General features: G+C 70.4%; 11 protein-coding genes and 1 pseudogene. 4 read left to right on the forward strand and 8 right to left on the reverse strand.

Going from position 1 to position 18,122, the window contains the following annotated elements; translation table 11 throughout:
• The first annotated feature begins 2 nt into the window (after positions 1-2).
• Both LXT23_RS08520 and LXT23_RS08525 read left to right on the forward strand, forming a co-directional pair.
• The gene (locus tag LXT23_RS08520; protein WP_253979610.1) at positions 3-4,295 is read left to right on the forward strand and encodes an AAA family ATPase; all 4,293 of its coding nucleotides are present in this window, start codon (positions 3-5) and stop codon (positions 4,293-4,295) included.
• Between the two features lie 51 nt (positions 4,296-4,346).
• Positions 4,347-5,189 (forward strand): acyl-CoA desaturase, encoded by an 843-nt coding sequence (locus tag LXT23_RS08525; protein WP_253979611.1) that lies wholly within the window; start codon positions 4,347-4,349, stop codon positions 5,187-5,189.
• Between the two features lie 978 nt (positions 5,190-6,167).
• On the opposite strand, the pseudogene LXT23_RS50615 reads toward LXT23_RS08525, so the two are convergent.
• Both LXT23_RS50615 and LXT23_RS08530 read right to left on the reverse strand, forming a co-directional pair.
• Positions 6,168-6,332: pseudogene (locus LXT23_RS50615) on the reverse strand (helix-turn-helix domain-containing protein); the annotation flags it as partial.
• 374 nt (positions 6,333-6,706) lie between these two features.
• Positions 6,707-8,122, reverse strand: a complete 1,416-nt coding sequence (locus LXT23_RS08530; RefSeq protein ID WP_253979612.1) for a B12-binding domain-containing radical SAM protein — start codon at positions 8,120-8,122, stop codon at positions 6,707-6,709.
• A 153-nt stretch (positions 8,123-8,275) separates the two neighbouring features.
• Between LXT23_RS08530 and LXT23_RS08535 the strand changes: the two genes are divergently transcribed.
• Together LXT23_RS08535 and LXT23_RS08540 are read left to right on the forward strand one after the other, a co-directional pair.
• Complete coding sequence (locus LXT23_RS08535) at positions 8,276-8,779, forward strand: GNAT family N-acetyltransferase (RefSeq protein WP_253979613.1); 504 nt, start codon at positions 8,276-8,278, stop codon at positions 8,777-8,779.
• A gap of 87 nt (positions 8,780-8,866) precedes the next feature.
• Positions 8,867-9,757: an RluA family pseudouridine synthase gene (locus LXT23_RS08540; protein WP_253979614.1), complete on the forward strand. Its 891-nt coding sequence runs from the start codon at positions 8,867-8,869 to the stop codon at positions 9,755-9,757.
• A 25-nt stretch (positions 9,758-9,782) separates the two neighbouring features.
• Here the strand turns inward: LXT23_RS08540 and LXT23_RS08545 are convergent, their stop codons facing one another.
• From LXT23_RS08545 to LXT23_RS08570, 6 genes are all read right to left on the reverse strand, one after another.
• The gene (locus tag LXT23_RS08545) at positions 9,783-10,805 is read right to left on the reverse strand and encodes a class I SAM-dependent methyltransferase (RefSeq protein WP_253979615.1); all 1,023 of its coding nucleotides are present in this window, start codon (positions 10,803-10,805) and stop codon (positions 9,783-9,785) included.
• 90 nt (positions 10,806-10,895) lie between these two features.
• Positions 10,896-11,294 (reverse strand): hypothetical protein, encoded by a 399-nt coding sequence (locus tag LXT23_RS08550; protein ID WP_253979616.1) that lies wholly within the window; start codon positions 11,292-11,294, stop codon positions 10,896-10,898.
• A 206-nt stretch (positions 11,295-11,500) separates the two neighbouring features.
• Entirely contained in the window at positions 11,501-11,815 is a 315-nt protein-coding gene (locus tag LXT23_RS08555; protein WP_253979617.1) for a sensor histidine kinase, read from the reverse strand.
• 55 nt (positions 11,816-11,870) lie between these two features.
• Positions 11,871-13,439 (reverse strand): protein adenylyltransferase SelO, encoded by a 1,569-nt coding sequence (locus LXT23_RS08560; protein WP_253979618.1) that lies wholly within the window; start codon positions 13,437-13,439, stop codon positions 11,871-11,873.
• A gap of 121 nt (positions 13,440-13,560) precedes the next feature.
• Entirely contained in the window at positions 13,561-13,863 is a 303-nt protein-coding gene (locus tag LXT23_RS08565) for a PRC-barrel domain-containing protein (RefSeq protein ID WP_253979619.1), read from the reverse strand.
• A gap of 110 nt (positions 13,864-13,973) precedes the next feature.
• Positions 13,974-18,095 carry a CheR family methyltransferase gene (locus LXT23_RS08570; protein WP_253979620.1) on the reverse strand — a complete coding sequence of 1,374 codons (4,122 nt, stop codon included), beginning with the start codon at positions 18,093-18,095 and terminating at the stop codon, positions 13,974-13,976.
• Positions 18,096-18,122 lie beyond the last annotated feature (27 nt).

Genomic DNA, 18,122 nt, shown 5'->3' on the forward strand with positions numbered 1-18,122 from the left:
CCATGCGCCAGCCGGCCGACTCGGACTCCATCCTCGCCTCCCTCGTCCCGTACGTCCCGGGTGCGATGCTCCGCCGGCTGGAGCACCTGGAGCCGCACGCGCTGCCGCTGGTGGAGCCGGTGCGCGGCGCCATCCTCGTGCTGGACATCGCGGGCTTCACGCCCATCGTCGTCAGCCTGAGCGGCGCCGGCCCGCGCGGCATCGACGCGCTCCAGCGCCTGCTGACCAGCTACTACACGGAGATGATCGACGTCGTGAAGACGCACGGCGGCGACATCTACCAGTTCGCCGGGGACTCCATCCTCGCCGCCTACGAGCCGGTGGAGGGCGAGTCCGACTCGGACGTGGTGCAGCGCGCGGCCCGGTGCGCGCTGGACGTGCAGCAGCGGCTGGCGCGCTTCGCCCGGCTGGAGCTCTTGGGCCAGCGGTTCAGCGTGTCCTCGCGCATCGGCATCGGCTTCGGCGAGTCGCACCGCATCATGCTCGGCACCACGGGCATGTGGATGCACCCGGCGCTCATCGGCCAGCCGCTGGAGCAGGCGGTGGGCGCGGAGAAGCGCGCCACGGTGGGCGAGGTGCTCCTGAGCCCGCGCGCCTGGGAGCTGCTCCCGGACGCCGCGCGCCGGGGCGAGGCGCGGGACGGGGCCTTCCGCCTGGAGCCCGCCGCGCCGCTCCAGGCCCGGCCTCCACCGCCGGCCACGCTGCCGGGGGGCGAGGAGCTGGTGGCGCGCTGCGCGCTGCTCTTGCACCCGGTGCTCTTCACGAAGATCACGACGGCGCACCAGGAGTTCAGCGGGGACTTCCGCGACCTCACCTGCTTCTTCCTGCGCTTCACCAGCACCACGGGGCCCGACGAGGCCGAGGCCTTCACCCGCGAGCTGAACGCCTTCTACGAGCACGTCCAGCGCGAGAGCGCGCACCACGGCGGCGTGCTCCTGATGACGGACTTCACGGACAAGGGCAACGTCCTCTACGTCATCTTCGGCGCGCCCACCGCCCAGCAGAACAAGGAGGTGCTGGCCTGCAAGCTGGCCTGCAAGCTCATCCGCGAGCGGGACGCGTTCCCCTTCGTCCAGGAGCTGCAGATTGGCATCGCCACCGGGCACGCCTACTTCGGCGACATGGGCTCGCCGTGGCGCAAGGGCTACTCCGCGCTGGGCGAGGTGGTGAACCTGGCCGCGCGCCTGATGACGCACGGGCGCGGCACCGGCATCCACATCGACTCGCACACCGAGCGCAAGCTCCAGCAGGGCGGCTTCATCACCGAGTTCGTGGGTGACGCGAAGCTCAAGGGCGTCACGCGCACGGTGCCGGTGTTCCGGCTTCAGACGGAGGTGCGGCGCAGCTTCCTCATCAAGGGCGGTGGGGACATCGTCGGCCGGCGCGTGGAGCTGGAGACGCTGCGCGGCGCGCTCCAGGACTCGCTGGCGGGGCAGGGCCGGGTGTGCGTGGTGTCCGGCGAGGCGGGCATCGGCAAGTCGCGCCTGGGCGCCAAGATGGTGGAGGAGGCGGAGTCCGGCCTGGACGCGCGCAGCCTGTACGGCATCTGCTACTCGTACGAGATGTTCACCCCCTTCTTCCCGTGGAAGGAGGTGCTGGTCCAGGCCTTCGGCCTGCACGAGGCGGACGACCTGGCCACGCAGGTCAGCCGGCTCACCCAGGGCTTCGAGGGGCTGGTGGACGCGGGCCCGGAGTGGATTCCGGTGCTGGGCGCCATCCTCGGCCTGCCGCTGGAGGAGGAGCCCATCACCCGCGGCCTGGACGCGCGGCGCAAGAACCAGGTCGTCTTCGAGATCATCTTCCAACTGCTGGAGAAGCTGTCGCGCCAGAAGCCGGTGCTGCTGTTCTTCGAGGACCTGCACTGGGCGGACAACATCTCCGTCGACCTCATCGAGTACGTGGCGGCGCGGCTGTCCTCGCTGCGGCTGACGCTGCTGGTGACGATGCGGCCGGGCGAGCCGCTGAAGAACCTGAAGGGGCTGCCGGGGCTGCGCTGGATGGACCTGTCCAGCCTGGATGACGACGACACGCGGGCCCTGCTGCGCATGCACCTGCGCATGGACCCGCCGGACCTGGCGCTGGAGGACATGCTGCTGGCGAAGGTGCAGGGCAACCCGTTCTTCGCCGAGTCCATCGTCCAGGGGCTGGTGGAGAAGGGCTACCTGGGGGTGGTGGCGCCGGGCTCGGGCCGCATGGAGCTCAAGCGGAGCCTCCAGGGGCTGGAGCTGCCGGACTCCATCCAGGACGTGGTGCTCTCGCGCATCGACCTGTTGAGCGAGACGGAGAAGCTGGTGGTGAAGGTGGCCTCGGTGGTGGGGCGCATCTTCACGCTGGAGGCCGTCGCGGCGCTGGCGCCGGGCTCGGTGTCGCCGCAGCGCATCCGCGAGGCCGTGGACACGCTGCGCGGCCTGGGGCTCATCCTCCTGGAGCTGGAGGAGCCCTTCACCTGCATCTTCAAGCACATCGTCATCCGCGACGTGGCGTACAACACGCTGCTGGTGTCGGCGCGCGAGGACCTGCACCGGAGGATGGCGCGCTTCATCGAGGCGCGCGCGGGCGACAACCCCGTCAAGTCCGCGGGCATCCTCGCGTACCACTACCTCGCCGGAAACGACGAGGTGAAGGGGCTGGAGTACACGCTGCTGGCGGCGCGCAGCGCGCGTGAGCAGTACGCCAACGAAGACGCCATCCACCACTACAACCGGGCGCTGGAGATCCTCGGCGTCACCACCGCGTTGGATCCGGACGAGGTCCTCCTCAAGACGCGCAAGGTGATGCAGGAGCTGGCGGAGACGCTGCTGCAGGCGGGCAACTACGACGGCGCCATCCTCATGTTCGAGCAGTGCCTGGCGGACGAGGAGCAGGAGTCACGCCGGGCGGAGATCCACCTGGGGCTGGGGCGCTCGTACCAGGAGAAGGGCGAGTCCACGAAGGCCATCCAGGACCTGGAGCAGGCGCTGGTGCTGATGGGGCACGGCGCGCCGCGCAACCTGGGAGCGCTGGCGCTGCGCACGGTGGGCAACCTCCTCCTGCGCTTCCTGGCGTGGGTGTTCCCCTTCCTGATGCGCCCGCTGCCGGCGCACCGGCTGCCGCTGTACCTCAAGCAGCTGTCCACGCTCATCTCGCTCATCCGCATCTACTACTTCGCGGACATCAAGAAGCTCACCTGGGCCACGCTGGTGGCCACCAACATGGCGGAGCGCTCGCGCAGCGACTACGCGGTGAGCGTGGCCACGGGCTTCTACGCCACGCTGCTGTTCGGCGCCGGGCTGGTGAAGCGCTCGCTGCGGCACTGCGAGCGGGCGCTGGAGCACGCGCGCCGCGCGAAGGACCCGGTGGCGGAGGGGCTGGCGCTCAGCCGCCTGGGCATCCAGGCCTTCTTCACCAACGACCTCACGCGCGCGCACGCCTTCCAGGAGCAGGCGGTGGCGACGCTGCGGCAGGTGGGCGAGCGCTGGGAGCGGCAGACCTGCCTGATGATGCTGGCGACGGGCGAGTTCCTGAACTCGCGCTTCGAGTCGGCCGAGGGGCTCTACCGGCAGATGAACGCCATTGGCCTGGAGCTGAACGCGCTGATGCACCAGGGCTGGGCGCACTCGTGGATGCCGATGTGCCGCTACCTGAGGGGTGAGGGGGACGTGGGGGAGCTGTGCGCGGAGCTGGAGACGGGGCTGCGCATCAGCATCGAGGTGGACGACGTGGCCAACCAGTGCGCCAGCCTCAACCACCTGGCCAACGTGACGGTGCGCGAGCACCAGGTGGAGGAGTCCGCGCTGGTGGCGCTCCGCTCGTTCGACACCATCTGGAACTACCACGTGCTCATCCCCTTCCTGCAGGTGGGGCTGGTGGACGCGGCGGAGGCGGCGCTGTTCGCGCTGGAGGAGGGGGCCACGGTGGTGCCGCGGGGCAAGCTGCTGCGCATCGTCCAGCTGAGCAGCTTCAAGGCGCGGGCGCTGTCGAAGCTGTACCCGTATCTGAAGGGGCCGGCGCTGCGGGTGACGGCGCGCTCGCTGCGGCTGCGCAAGGGCGTGAAGGCGGCGGAGCCCGTGTTCGACGAGGCCATCCGCGTCCTGGAGGCGAGCCCCAACCGGTGGGAGACGGGCGTTGCATACTACGACGCAGCCGTGGCCCTGCCGCACCGCCGGACGGAGCTGCTGGCGCGGGCGCGCGACATCTTCACCGCCATCGGCGCGAAGGCGGAGCTGCGCCGCGTCGAGCGGTTGGAGCTGACGGACACCCTCCAGATGCCGCCGCCCGGCGCTCCTGTCTCCGTGGGCCCTGGCGCCAGGGCCTGAGGTGCGGGTGCCCGGCTTGCCCGGGCCCCGGCCCGCACTACACTCGCGGTCATGACCTCGGTCACCGCCCCGCGCCACCGCCTGAGTCCCGTCATCATCGCCTACATGGTGGTGGTCCACGCGCTGGCGCTCTCCGCCTTCTTCCTGCCGTGGCCGCCCTACGCGCTGCCCATGGCGCTGGGCCTGTACGTGGCCATCGGCCTGGGGACGACGGTGGGGCTGCACCGGCTCATCTGCCACCGCGCCTTCAAGTGCCCGCGCTGGGTGGAGTACGCGCTCGTCACCGTCGCCATGCTGACGGGGCAGGGCAGCCCGCTGTTGTGGGCAGCCAACCACCGCATCCACCACGCGCACCCGGACGTGGACGGCGACATCCACTCGCCCATCCGCGGCTTCTGGTGGGCGCACATGGGGTGGATTCTCGACGAGGGCTCCACGGACGAGCAGGCATGGCGGACGTACTGCAAGGACCTCGCGGATGACCGGTACTACCACTGGCTGGTGCGCTTCCGCCTGGGGCCGCAGGTCATTGCCGTAGTGGTGCTGGGGCTGACGCTGGGGTGGAGCGCGCTGCCGGCCTGCTTCTTCCTGCCGGTGGTGGCGTGGATGCAGAGCACGTACGCTGTGAACTCCGTCTGCCACTGGAAGGGCTTCGGCTACCGCAAGCACGACACGCGCGACCTGAGCCGCAACGTGTGGTGGGTGGGCGTGCTGGCGCTGGGCGAGGGCTGGCACAACAACCACCACGCGTACCCCGCGTCCGCGCGGCACGGGTGGGTGTGGTGGCAGTTCGACCCGGGCTGGCTCTTCATCCGCCTGCTGCGGGGCCTGGGCCTGGCCACCGACGTGAAGGTGCCCTCGCGGCGCCACGGGGCGCGGAGCCCCGCGGCCTGATTCATGACGCGGAAGAGTCCTGCAGCATCCGGAAGGCTCCGAGCCCTCCCGGAGCCATGGCATGCAGGAACGTGACGACCGCCATGGCCTCCAGCGCCTTGTTGGCCACGCAGCCCGGTAGGCGCCTCCCGAGTGCGGTGTCCTCGTTCCGGCCATGCCGCATCGAAGAACGCCATGGGGCCTGTCGTGCATCGGGCGCCCGAACGCCGGAGCATCGTGAGCTGCTGCAAGCGCTTCTCTATCCCTCGCGGCTGCGGACCGCGCCGTCCCCGCCCCCCTGGGTGAGGCACTCAACGTGCGCAGCCCCAGGTGTTCACGCGCGGAAGTTGCCGGAGTAGTGCCCTCCACCATGGCGTGAGGACCACGCGCGGCATTTGCCGGAGTAGCGCCCTCCACCATGGCGTGGGGACGCTCCGTTTTCACGGGCAGAGCGCTTGGCGGATGCGTCGCCGCGCCCTCATCCATTGCCTCCGCCGCGCCACTGCCGGTCGCCTCATCCGGGGCCTTCTCGCCGTCAGGAGGTGGCCTGCCTCCGGGCCCCCGGGGCGCCGACTCCTCCCTGGGCCCGAGCGCCCGCCAGAGCGCCTCCGCCGACGCGAGCACGTCCTCCTCCGTGACTGCGCCTTCCCACCTCGCCGCCACCCGCCCCAGCTCCGCCAGCGCGCCCCACACCAGGCACGTCCTCGCCATCGCGGAACCCGGCTCCAGTGCTCCGTCGCGCTCGCCCTGGCTGACGACCTCGCGAATCAGGTCTCGCACCCGCCAGCCTCGCTCGTCGTCCGGCCCCTGCTCCGGACGGGCGTGCAGGAAGACGAAGCTGAAGACGCCGGGCATCCGCAACACGTAGTTGGCCAGCAGTCGCCAGAGGGCGAAGAAGCCCTCGCGGAAGCCCGCGCCCTCGTCCGTGCTGGCCATCTGGAACTCGTAGCGCGCATACCGGTACAGCTCGTCGTCGGAGAAGTCGCGAATGGCCAGCGCACAGCCGCGCTTGCTGCCATAGCGCCGGTACAGCGAGCCCACCGACATGCGCATCACCCGCGCCAGCTCCGCGGCCGAAGTGTTCTCGTAGCCGCGCTGCGCCATCACCGCCGCCGCTTCCTCCATCCGCGTGGCCATGAACTGCTGGTACAGCTCCATGATCATCTACCCACCCCCTGCCGGACCGACCCGCCCGCGGAAGGAACGTTCCTTCCGCCAGCACCTTCCTACCGGGTGGGGCTGACATGCCGACGGCGGACGACCGGGCAGGTCCGCTGCGGCCCATGGCCCGCGGAGAGGCCGGAAGACCTCTCGCGGGCTCAGGCGAGGCGGGCTCCCTCCAGGTCTCAAGTCAGCCCTTCCGAGAGCCTGCCCATGACACGTCCCCGACGGCACCGGAGCCTGCGGCCCTGGCATGGCATGACCGCACGGGGGCTGCCGTCCCCACCCTGAGGCTTGGAAGGAAGGCTCATTTCGTGGGGGCGCGCCCCTTCCTCGCTGGCAGCAGGAGTCATCCGCATCTTGAATGAGCGGCGGTCTCAGGTGAGCCGCTGGGGCTGGAGCCGCAGGACGTCCATCTGCCGGACGTCCCACTCCTCCAGGGCATCCTGTCCAGCGATGTAGCGGCGGGCCTTGTTCTTCACCGGGTTGCGGATGCTGAGAATCTCCGGGCCGGAGAAGAGGATGGTCTGCTTGTAGCGGGGCATGTCGCTCATGGTGAGCTTGGACCAGTAGTGCTTCGCGATGTTGGGCAGGCTGCCCAGCTCCCCGCAGAGCCGGTTGAAGTGCTCGATGACCTCGGAGGTGTGGAGGTTCTTCGGCTGGTGGCACAGGGTGTAGCCGTCGTAGTCGCGGCTGACGGTGCCGGGCAGCAGGCGCCCCTCGGCCTGCAGCTCGCGGAAGAAGGGCGTCTCCGGGTAGGGGCAGACGATGCCCAGGAAGGTGACGGAGAAGTACTTCAGGTCCGCCAGGTACATGGGCAGCTTCTCCAGGTACTCGTTGGTGTCGCCGTCCGAGCCGACGATGAGGCCGAAGGACAGGAGGATGCCGGCGGAGAAGACGCGGCGGATGACGGCGTCCACCTCGCTCAGCTTGTTCTGGCCCTTGTTCATCGCCTTGATGGAGTCGGGGTTGAGGGACTCCAGGCCCGTGTAGACGTAGCGGCAGCCGGCCTTCGCCATCAGCTTCACGAGTGACTCGTCCTTGAGGACGTTGAACGTCAGGGCGCAGCCCCAGGTCTTCTTCAGGGGGATGAGCGCCTCGCACAGCTCGCGCAGGTACTTGGGCGAGCCGCCCAGGTTGTTGTCGAGGAAGACGAAGGCGTCCCCCATGAGGCCCAGGTAGTTGGGGTTCCAGCGCATGCGCGTCTGGATTTCGTCGATGACGGCGGAGACGGGGCGGAAGCGGTAGCGCTCGTTGCCGGTGAGGACGCAGAAGTTGCAGGTGAAGGGGCAGCCGCGGGAGGCCTCGATGCCGGGCAGGCGCAGCTTGTTGTTCGTGAAGTCGATGAGCTCGTAGCGGTAGGGGCGGATGGCGGAGGCGCCCAGGGAGGGGCGGCTGTAGACGGGCTGGAGCTGGCCCTTCTCGAAGTCCTCGATGAGGGCGGGGACGTTGGCCTCGGGCTCGCCGGTGATGACCGCGTCGAAGTACTGCTTCGCGTCGTCGGGGAAGTAGGACGCGTGGCGTCCACCGGCGACCGTCTTCATTCCGCGCTGGCGGAAGAGGGTGGAGAGCACCTTGGTGTGCTCGTAGTACGAGTGCAGGTACGAGAAGAAGACGAGGTCCCAGTGGCGGTCCATCGGGATGTCGGCTTCCTTCTCGTTGTAGAGCTCGACGTGCGCGTGCTCCGGGCAGAGTCCGGCGATGAGCTCCGGCACGGAGGACTGCATGATGGACGGCTCCTTGATACGGAGCCGGGTGGGGTGGGTATACGTGGCGATGACGGCGATCCGCATAGCGGGGAAAGGCTCCGGGATGGAACGTCGCGGCAGCAGCGCGGAGAGCAGCTCACGTCAATCGTTCAGCGCCCCCCGGCCTGACCGTGTGAGCAGGATGGAACGGTTGCAGCGGCTTGGCAAAATGACAGCCGCGTAGGATGCGGGGAGACAATGTCACCAGAGACGAAGACGCAGGTTCCGGCCTTCCGGGTGAGGGTCGCGACAGGGGCGGACGCGCCGGTGCTGCTGGCGCTGCTGCGCCAGTTCGCGGAGGAAGAGGAGAGCGCGCAGTTCATGCTGGCCACCGAGCCCCGGCTGCGAGAGGCGCTCGAGACGCGGCTGCTCCGGGCCGCGCTGGTGGAGGGGCCCGAGGGCGCGGTGGGGTTCGCCACGTACACAGTGGACTTCATGGTGTGGGCGGACTCGCGCGTCCTGCGCCTGGACGACCTGTACGTGCACGGCAGGGCGCGGGGCCGGGGGCAGGGCGTGGCGCTGATGCGGCACCTGGCGGAGGTGGCCATGGCGGAGGGGATACCCATGCGCTGGGAGATGCGGCCGCAGAATGCCTCCGCGCGCGCGTTCTACGAGCGGCTGGGAGCCCAGGCGCGGGACAAGTCGGTGTTCCGGTGGATGCCGGACGCGATGCAGCGCTTCCTCGCGGCGCCTGGGCAGTAGGAGCCCCGCCTGAGGCCAGCAGCCGTGCGGTCTGCTGGACGTATCGCAGGGGCCCCCTCAGGGCCTCGGGACGTGTAGGGTGCCCTGGTGCTGCTCAACGACGGCTATGTGTACCGCGAGAAGCTCGGGAACCGACCGGGCAGCAGCGCGCTCGCCCACCTGACGGACCGGTACCGTCACTCCACTGAAGCCGAGTGGCAGGCCCGCTTCGTGCGCGGCGAGGTGCAGTTGGACGGTGTCGTCGCGGACGGCTCGGAGGCGCTGCGAGCAGGGCAGTGGCTGTGCTGGCACCGCCCACCCTGGGAGGAGCACGACACCCCCCAGGGCTTCGAGCTCGTGCATGAAGACGCGGAGCTCGTCGTCGTGGTGAAGCCGGGGGGCCTGCCGACGCTTCCCTCGGGGGGCTACCTGAAGAACACGCTGCTGTCCTTCGTGCAGGCCCGCTGGCCCGAAGCCGTCCCCATGCACCGCCTGGGGCGGGCGACGTCCGGCCTGGTGCTCTTCACCCGCACGCACGACGCGGCCTCCAAGGTGGCGAGCAGCTGGCGCGAGGGCCGGGTGCACAAGCGCTACCGCGCGCTCTCCAGCGGGCTCGCCGCCAGCGAGCACTACGACATCCGCGCCCCCATCGGGCTCGTCCCCCACCCGCTGCTGGGCGAGGTGCACGGCGCGAACGCGCGCGGAAAGCCTTCGCACAGCACGGCGCAAGTCCTCGAGCGCCGCACCGGGGACACGCTCTTCCAGGTGGACATCCACACGGGGCGTCCCGAGCAGATTCGCATCCACCTGGCCTTCATCGGCCACCCCCTCGTGGGAGACCCGCTCTTCGCCGCGGGCGGCGTGCCGCTGGCCGACAACCCCGGCCTGCCCGGCGACGGCGGCTACCTGCTGCACGCCGAGTCGCTCGCCCTCCTGCATCCCCGCTCGGGCGAGCGCCTCCAGCTTCACGCGCCGCCGCCCCTCGCGCTCCGCTGCTAGCGGCAGCAGCGCAGGGGCCGCGGCTTCAGGCGTCCTTCGGGCCCGGGCCCAGGGGCACGTCCCAGCGCCGGGCGAGCTGCACCAGCGCGTCCGGCGTGCGCAGGTCCGTGGGAGGCAGCGCCACGCCGGGTCGCTGCAGGACGTACAGGTTCCAGAGGCCCTGCAGGCCCAGCCGGTGGATGTCCTCGTTCATCCGCCGCTCCAGCCGCGGGGCGTGCACGAAGCCCGCCGCCTCGAACTGGCGCCGCCACCACGCGAAGGACGCAATCGTCAGGTGCCCCTCCAGGGGCCGGCCCCACTCGTCACGCGCCAGGTCCTCCTCCGGCACCGGGCCGGGATACTCCGGCCCCTGCGCCCGGTAGTGCTCCAGCCGCTCCGGCCGCACCTTCCCGTCGAACCAGCCATCCGGGCCCGTGTCGCACGGGCCGAAGGACGGCGCCGTCACCACCAGGAAGCCCTGCGTCACGCGGAACAGCTCCGAAATCGCGTGCGGCACCAGGGCCGGCGGCAGGTGCTCCAGCGTCTCGAAGGCGGACACCAGCTCGAACTGCCGGTCCTCGAAGGGCAGGCGCTGGGACAGGTCTCCGAGGAACAGGTGCGGCTTGACGTCCCACGGCGCGTGGTGGATGGCGAAGTCGCTGAAGTCGGTGCCCTTGGCGTCCCAGCCCAGCTCGCGCAGCGCCTGCACCGTGAAGCCCAGCGCGCAGCCCACGTCCAGCGCGTCCTTCACCTCGAAGTGCTTCCACAGCAGGTACGCGGCCTTGTTGGCGTGGCTGGAGCTGCGGCGGTAGTGCTCGTAGCCGCTGTTGCCCTCGCGGTCCAACGGGTTGCGCCCGGCGCCGTAGTAGCTGGCCCCGTACATGTCCTCGCCCCCTCGTGCCAGCAGCAGGGACAGCTCGAAGCTCAAGAGCTCCAGGCCGCTGCGCAGCGGCGGGACGTGGGTGACACCCTTGATGACCAGCCGCCGGGCCTCCAGCGCGAGCCGCCGCCGCACGCGGGCGGGCAGTCGCTGGAGACCATCTTTCGTGAGGAGTGACGAGAGCTTCACGGACACGACTCCGGCAGGCAGGGGACCGCGCCTCTTATGCCAGGAACCGGTGGCCCGGTCACCCCTGCCCGAGCGGGCCGTCACGGCCGGCTACGGCTGGGCGCGCAGCCAGGTCGTGGCGGTCTCGAGGTTGTCGAACAGCACGGCCGTGCCAGGCAGTGCCTGCTGCAGCGTCGTCGTCGCGGAGACGAAGCTGAGGCGGGCCGGGGACTGGACCCAGGCGAAGTGGCGCAGTCCCGCCTGCTGCATCCGGGGGAACCAGTTGCCCGCGACCCAGGCCGCGGCGCCCACCCAGATGCCCGTCACCAGCGTGTTGTCGTTCAACACCTTCGACAGGCGCAGCGCGGCCAGCAGCCGCAGCATCTCCTCGCAGCCGGCCTTCACCATGTCGACGGACTGGTAGCCCTTCCAGTTCGCATACAGCCAGCCTTCTGACTGCTCATGGTGGATGTCGAGGTTGTCGCTCGAATACAGCACGTGCCCGGCCATGAACCTCTCTGAAGGCTGAAGGGAAGCTCTACTCAAGGACGTTGGGCCTCCGGGTCAAGGAGGATCGTCCTCCTGTTCCGGAGCGCACCCCGACAACCTGCCAGTGCGGGACGCCCCTGTCCGGTTCCTCCCAGTCCGGGGACGAGTCCGGCGGGAAGCCTCCTGCCTGCCCTCCTGCCGGGCCGCCGAAGCAGCCCGGAGGCCTGTCAGTCACACGGCAGCATCAGCGTGAAGGCCGAGCCCGCGCCGGGACGGCTGGTCAGCGCCACGGTGCCACTGTGGGCCTCGACCACCTGCTTCACGATCCACAGGCCCAGCCCGAACCCCCCGGCGAACTGCTCGCTGTCCGCCTGGGCGAAGCGCTCGAAGATTCGCGCGTGGTCCTTCTCGTGGATGCCCGGACCGCTGTCGCGCACGACGAGGCGGGCCCAGGGGCCCTCGCTCTGGACCCGGACCGTCACCGGCATGCCGGGAGCGTAGCGCGCCGCGTTCTGCAGCAGGTTGGTGACCGCCTGCTCCATGCGCATCCGGTGGAGCAGGGCCCCACTCCCCGCGGCTGCCGGCGGGAACCGCCGACTACGAGCTGCAGGAGAGCGCCGAGCACCCTGGCTTGGAGCGCGCCCAGTCCGGCCGCTTCGCCGCGTACTCCTCGCGCCCGGGCTGGTCGTCGAAGGGCCTGCGCATCACGTCGAGCAGCGTGTGCACCTTGGAGTCATCCCCCGCGTGCGCCGCGTCGATGGCCTCCTGGGCGAGCCAGTTGCGCAGGACGTACTTCGGATTCACCGCGTCCATCCGCCGGGCCAGCTCCGCCGGGGCCACGTCCTCGCGGCGGGTGCGCTGCCACCAGGCAGCCAGCCACTCGACGCCCTTCGCGACGTGCGCCTCGGGGACCTCGCCGTAGAACGTCTCGCGCACCACCGGCGGCAGCGACGTGGGCGCCGAGGCCATCGTCACCACCTGGGAGAGGCCGCGGAAGAAGCGGGTCATGTCCGTCTCCTCCTCCGCGAGCCAGGCGAAGCAGCCATTCGTCAGCGCCACGTCCGCCTCGTCCTGGAGCGACGACAGCCCGAGCTTCGCCGCGAAGCGCCTGCCTGCCTCTTCCCCGAAGGTGCGCTGGTATTCCAGCAGGCCCGCCTCGAGCAGGGACTCGTCGTCGTCGAACAGCGGCATCAGCGCGACGCCCAGCCGCTCGATGTTCCACAGGCCGATGGCGGGCTGGTTGCCGAACCGGTAGCGCCGCTGCTCCGCGTCGGTGGTGTTGGGCGTCCAGCCGGGATTGAAGTCATCCACCCAGCCATAGGGGCCGTAGTCGATGGTGAGCCCCAGGATGGACATGTTGTCGGTGTTCATCACGCCGTGCACGAAGCCGACGGCCTGCCAGTGCGCGATGAGCTTCGCGGTGCGCCGCGCCACCTCGCGGTAGAAGGCCGCGTAGGTCTCCTTCGACGGCACGCCGAGCTCCGCGAAGAAGTGCTGCACGGTGTAGTCCGCCAGCTGCTTCAGCAGCGCCACGTCACCGCGGCTGGCGCACAGCTCGAAGTTGCCGAAGCGCAGGAAGGACGGCGCGACACGGCAGACGATGGCGCCGGGCTCGGCCTCGGGGTGGCCGTCGTAGAACATGTCGCGGATGACCGCGTCGCCCGTCGCCACCAGCGACAGCGCCCGGGTGGTGGGCACGCCCAGGTGGTGCATCGCCTCGCTGCACAGGAACTCGCGAATCGACGAGCGGAGCACCGCGCGTCCATCCGCGCGGCGGGAGTAGGGCGTGGGCCCCGCGCCCTTGAGCTGGAGCTCCTGGCGCGTGCCGTCCGGTGTCAGCAGCTCGCCCAGGACGATGGCGCGCCCGTCCCCGAGCTGCCCGGCCCAGTTGCCGAACTGGTGGCCCCCATAGTTGGCGGCATACGGCACCATGCCCGGCCACAGGGCGTTGCCGGCCAGCACCTGCACGGCCTCGGCAGCCTGGAGCGTGGCCGCGTCCAGCCCGAGCAGCCGGGCCACCTCGGGAGACCAGGCAATCATGCGCGGCGCGGCCACGGGCGTCGGCTGGACCCTGGACCAGAGCGCACCCTGCACCTGGCGCGGGCGGCGGTCGCTGAGCGGGTCTCCGGGGAGGGATTCGACGAAGCGCGAGTGGAACGAAAGCATGTGAGCTCAGATGCCGGAGCGGCCCGGATGATGCGGGGGGAGGACTGCTCTACCACCCCGGCACGGCCGCCTGCACGCCTGGAGGGGAGGCAACCCCGTCACCGGCGGCGTGCCCCGGTGCTCAGTGCGCCGGGGGAGCAGCGGACTCCGAGGGCAGCACCTGGCGCAGCTCGTCGACGGAGACCGAGAGCAGCACCGTGTCACTCACCGACTGGACGATGCGCGTCGGCAGCTCGATGCGGCCCGCGTGGAAGAAATTCCAGAATGCGCCAATCTGGTCGGCGGTCTCCGAGTGCAGCTTCACCTGCAGCGCCTCGACCTTCCAGGTCTCGCTGTCGATGGACAGGGCCTCCACGGTGCCGAGCTCCTGGCCGCCCGCGGCGACGACCGTGCGGCCCGCGTGGACGCGCTCCGTGATTCGCATGTGCCGGCTCCTTCCCCTCCTGGGATGATGGGGATGGCGCCAGCGGGGTGCCGCGAGGCGCGCACGGGTGTCGGAGGAGCGATGCCCCGGACACTCGCTCCACACGCGGGCTACAGGCCCGGGAACGACCGTCCTTCGTCCACCGTGTTCGCGGGCCCCGGCTTCGCGGGCGCCGCGCCAGCACGGCACTGCTCCACCGCCTCGACGAGCCGGTCGATGTCCAGGGGCTTGGCGAGGTGTCGTTGGAAGCCGGCGCCGAGCGCCGCGGTCCGGGCCGAGCCTCCGACGAGCGCCGTGAAGGCGATGGCCGGGACGTCCCCCCCGCGCAGCGGGCCCAGCGCCCGCACCTTGCGGATGAGCGTATAGCCGTCCTCTCCGGGCATCGCGATGTCGCTCAGGAGGACATCGGGCCTGAGGTCCTCCACGAGCGCCAGGGCCTCCTCCGCGGACTCCGCCGTCCGGGCCTCCGCGCCCGCCAGCCTCAGCACCTCGGCCGCGGCCTCGCGGGTTCCCGGGTCGTCATCCACGACGAGGACCCGCAGGCCCGCCAGCCGCGAGGCGGCCTCCCTGCTCCGGGAGGGGACGCGGCCCCGGACCTGCTCCTCGGTGGAGGGGCTCCCGTCGCCGGCCGTGGCAGCGGGGCCGGACAGCAGGGGCAACTGCACCGTGAACGTCGCCCCCTGGTTCCTGCCCGGGCTCTCCGCCTGCACGCTCCCCTCGTGGAGCTCCACCAGGTGGCGGACGATGGCCAGCCCCAGGCCGAGCCCACCGAACACGCGGGTGTTGGAGCTGTCCTCCTGCATGAACCGGTCGAAGATGCGCGGCAGTGCCTCGGGCTCGATGCCGGCCCCCTTGTCGCTCACCTGGAGCCGCGCGTAGCCGCCCCGCCGCTCCAGCTTCACGCTCACCTGCTGCCCGTCGGGGGAGAACTTGATGGCGTTGCTGAGCAGGTTCCAGAAGATCTGCTGCAGCCGGGTCGGGTCTCCGGAGACCGGCCCGAGCGATGAATCCAGGAAGACCTCGAAGGAGACGGCCTTCTTGTCGGCCTGGGCGCTCACGCTCTCCAGCGCGGCCTGGACCACCGACGGAAGGTGGACGGTCTGCAGCTGCATCCGCATCTTGCCGGTGACGATGCGCGACACGTCGAGCAGGTCGTCGATGAGCTGCACCTGCAGCTTCGTGCCCCGCTCGATGGCCTCGCCCGCGCGCTTGAGCCGGGCCTCGTCCATGGGGCCGCGGCGCAGCAGCTGCGCCTGCATCAGCATGGTGGAGAGCGGGGTCCGCAGCTCGTGGGACAGGGTGGCCAGGAACTGGTCCTTCGCGCGGTTGGCCCGCTCCGCCTCCTCCTTCGCCTGCTGGGCCCGGGTGAGCAGCTCGGCGCGCTCCTGCTCCCGCTGCTGGCGCTCGGTGATGTCCTCGATGGCGAGCAGCAGCATGGGCACGCCCGTGCGGGAGTGGACGGAGCGCGCCGAGAGCGACATCCTCCTTCGCCCCAGCCGGGGGAAGACGTGCTCGAGCTCCAGCCCCTGCAGGGACGTGTTCCTGGCGAGCATCTGCCCCAGCGAGGCCCGCAGCTCCGGCACGTCCCAGGCGCCTCCGCTCAGCTCGAAGACGGGCTTCGCCACCGTCTCCGCCGGCGAGCCACCGTAGGCCTGGAAGAAGGCGTGGTTCGCCGACAGGACGCGCATGTCCGCGTCGAGCACCATGAGCGGCACCTGCACGGCCTCCACGATGCCCGAGGCGTAGTCCCGCGCCCACTCCACCTGGCTGACGTGGTGCTTGAGCGCGTCGATGTCGACGAGCGACAGGATGGCGCCGTCGATGCGGTGGTCCGTCGTCTGGTAGGGCCGCAGGTGCATCCGGTACCAGCGGCCGGACCGGTCCTGCACCTCGAGCTCCCGCGCCAGGGCCGACTCCATCACCTCGGCGACCCGCGGGCCCAGGTCCGCCACGTTGATGTTCAGCGTGATGTCCTCGAGCGGCCGCCCGACGTCGGAGGGCAGGACGTTCATGATGCTGCGCGCCTTCGGCGTGAAGCGCCGGATGCGCCGCTCGAGGTCCAGGATGACGACCGGGATGTCGACGGTGTTGAGCAGGTTGAGCAGGTCCCCGTTGACCTGGCTCATCTCTTGGTTGCGGCTGTGGAGCTCGTCGTTGACGGTGGTCAGCTCCTCGTTGGTGGACTGGAGCTCCTCCTTCGCCGTCTCGAGCTCCTCGTTGAGGCTCTGGAGCTCTTCATTGCTCGACACCAGCTCGCCATTGGCGAACGCGAGCTCGTCGTTGGTGCGGCCATGCTCCTCGAGCACGGAATGGAGGTAGTCCTTCATGGCGTCCAGCTCGAGCTTCAGCGCGGGGACGCGGTGGGACTCCTGGCCCTTCGCCTTGGGGGATGACGGCTTCGCCACGGGCTTCTTCCCCCGCTTCACGGGCAGGGGCACCTCTTCGAACGTCACCAGGAAGAGGGGCTCGTTCTCCTCGAGCAACCCCGAGATGGGGACCACGACGATGTCACAGACGCGCGTGACGCCATTGGGGTCCACCTGCGCCCCCTGCATCCGGGAGGGGGCGTTCTTCTTCCGGGCCTGGGAGAGCGCCACGCGCAGCGGGGAGAGCAGCCCCTCACGCACCATCTTGAGGAGGTTGAGCTGGGGCTCTCCCGGCGCGGACTCGAGGTAGGGGCCGGTGTGGCCACGGAACTGGACGACCTCCAGCTTGTCGTTGACGACGACTCCCGGCGGCGCATACCGGCTCAGCAGCAAGCGGTCGACCCGCCTCGCCGCATCGGGCGCCGTCCGGGGGGGCTCGACGGAGACACGCCCGCCCACCGGCTTCTCGGCCGACGGAAACGTGGAGCCCCGGGTGAACCGGAGCCTGCTGGGGCCCTCCACCCGCGCGAGCAGCTTCTGGGCCTTGCTCGCCGGCGTGAAGAGCTGGCTGAACCCGGAGATGTTCTCCGTGCGCCCGAGCAGGAGGAAGCCCGGGGTGTTCAGGCAGTAGTGGAAGGTGGCCAGCACCCGCTTCTGCAGCTCGGGGGCGAAGTAGATGAAGACGTTGCGGCACGTCACCAGGTCCAGCTTGGAGAAGGGCGGGTCCCGGGCGAGGTCGTGCCGGACGAAGACACACAGCTCGCGCACCGCCTTGGAGATGCGGTAGCCCCCGTCGACCTTCGTGAAGAAGCGCACCCTCCGCTCCGGGCTCAGGTCTCCCAGCGCGCTCTCCGGGTACAGCCCGGCGCGGGCCTTCTCGATGGCCTGCGCGCTGATGTCCGACGCGAAGATCTGCACCGGATGCGCGCGCCGGGCCTCACCCAGGAACTCCAGGAGGGAGATGGCGAGCGAGTACACCTCTTCCCCGGTGGAGCACCCCGCGGACCACAGCCGCAGGGGCGCCCCGTCCGGCTTGTGCTCGAGCAGCACGGGAAAGACCTGCCGCTTCAGCGCCTCGAAGGCCTCGGGGTCCCGGAAGAAGGACGTGACGTGGATGAGGACGTCCTCATAGAGCGCCCGGGCCTCGTCGGGGCTCTGCTCGAGGAGCTTCACGTAGTCCCGCAGCCCCTCCACGCGGTGGAGCGCCATCCGGCGGGCCAGCCGCCGCTGCACGGTGGCCGGCTTGTATTCGCTGAAGTCGACCCCGACGGCGCTCCGCACCAGGGCGAACAGTCGCGCGCGCAGCGCGTCGTCATCCTCTGGGAGGCGGGGAGGCGTCTTCCCGGCCGTGGTGACATAGCCATGCTGGCTCAGTCGCACGAGCTCCTGGGCGAGCTGCGGCAGCTCCAGGCAGCGGTCCACGACGCCGGCCTGGACGGCGCTCTGGGGCATCTCCCCGAACTTCGCCGAGCGGGGGGACTGCGCGAGCGTGATGCCGCTCTGCTCTCGGATGGCCCTGAGCCCTTCGGTACCATCCGAGGCGGTCCCCGAGAGGATGACGCCGATGGCGCGGCTGCCGCGCGTGGCGGCGAGCGAGCGCAGGAAGATGTCGACCGGCAGGTGCGCCTTGCGAGGCTCGTCCACGCGCGTGCGCAGGGTGAGCACGTCGCCCGAGACCTCCATGTCCTCACCGGGCGGGATGACGTAGACGTGGTCGGGCTTCAGGCGCATCCCGTCCCCGGCCTGGGTGACCGGCATCGGCGTCGCCCGGCCCAGCGCCTCGCTCAGGAAGCTGGTGTGTGTGGCGGACAGGTGCTGGATGAGGACGAAGGCCATCCCCGTATCGGGCGGGAGTTGCTCAAGCAACTGGGTGAATGCCTCGAGTCCACCCGC

This window comes from Pyxidicoccus xibeiensis (genome assembly GCF_024198175.1).
GTDB classification, from domain to species: Bacteria; Myxococcota; Myxococcia; order Myxococcales; family Myxococcaceae; genus Myxococcus; species Myxococcus xibeiensis.

What these genes read in the sequence shown, in the direction of transcription:
- LXT23_RS08520 (WP_253979610.1), top strand. Translation starts at nt 3, where the DNA reads ATGCGCCAGCCGGCCGACTCGGACTCCATCCTCGCCTCCCTCGTCCCG.
- LXT23_RS08525 (WP_253979611.1), top strand. Translation starts at nt 4,347, where the DNA reads ATGACCTCGGTCACCGCCCCGCGCCACCGCCTGAGTCCCGTCATCATC.
- LXT23_RS08530 (WP_253979612.1), bottom strand. Translation starts at nt 8,122, where the DNA reads ATGCGGATCGCCGTCATCGCCACGTATACCCACCCCACCCGGCTCCGT.
- LXT23_RS08535 (WP_253979613.1), top strand. Translation starts at nt 8,276, where the DNA reads ATGTCACCAGAGACGAAGACGCAGGTTCCGGCCTTCCGGGTGAGGGTC.
- LXT23_RS08550 (WP_253979616.1), bottom strand. Translation starts at nt 11,294, where the DNA reads ATGGCCGGGCACGTGCTGTATTCGAGCGACAACCTCGACATCCACCAT.
- LXT23_RS08555 (WP_253979617.1), bottom strand. Translation starts at nt 11,815, where the DNA reads ATGGAGCAGGCGGTCACCAACCTGCTGCAGAACGCGGCGCGCTACGCT.
- LXT23_RS08560 (WP_253979618.1), bottom strand. Translation starts at nt 13,439, where the DNA reads ATGCTTTCGTTCCACTCGCGCTTCGTCGAATCCCTCCCCGGAGACCCG.
- LXT23_RS08565 (WP_253979619.1), bottom strand. Translation starts at nt 13,863, where the DNA reads ATGCGAATCACGGAGCGCGTCCACGCGGGCCGCACGGTCGTCGCCGCG.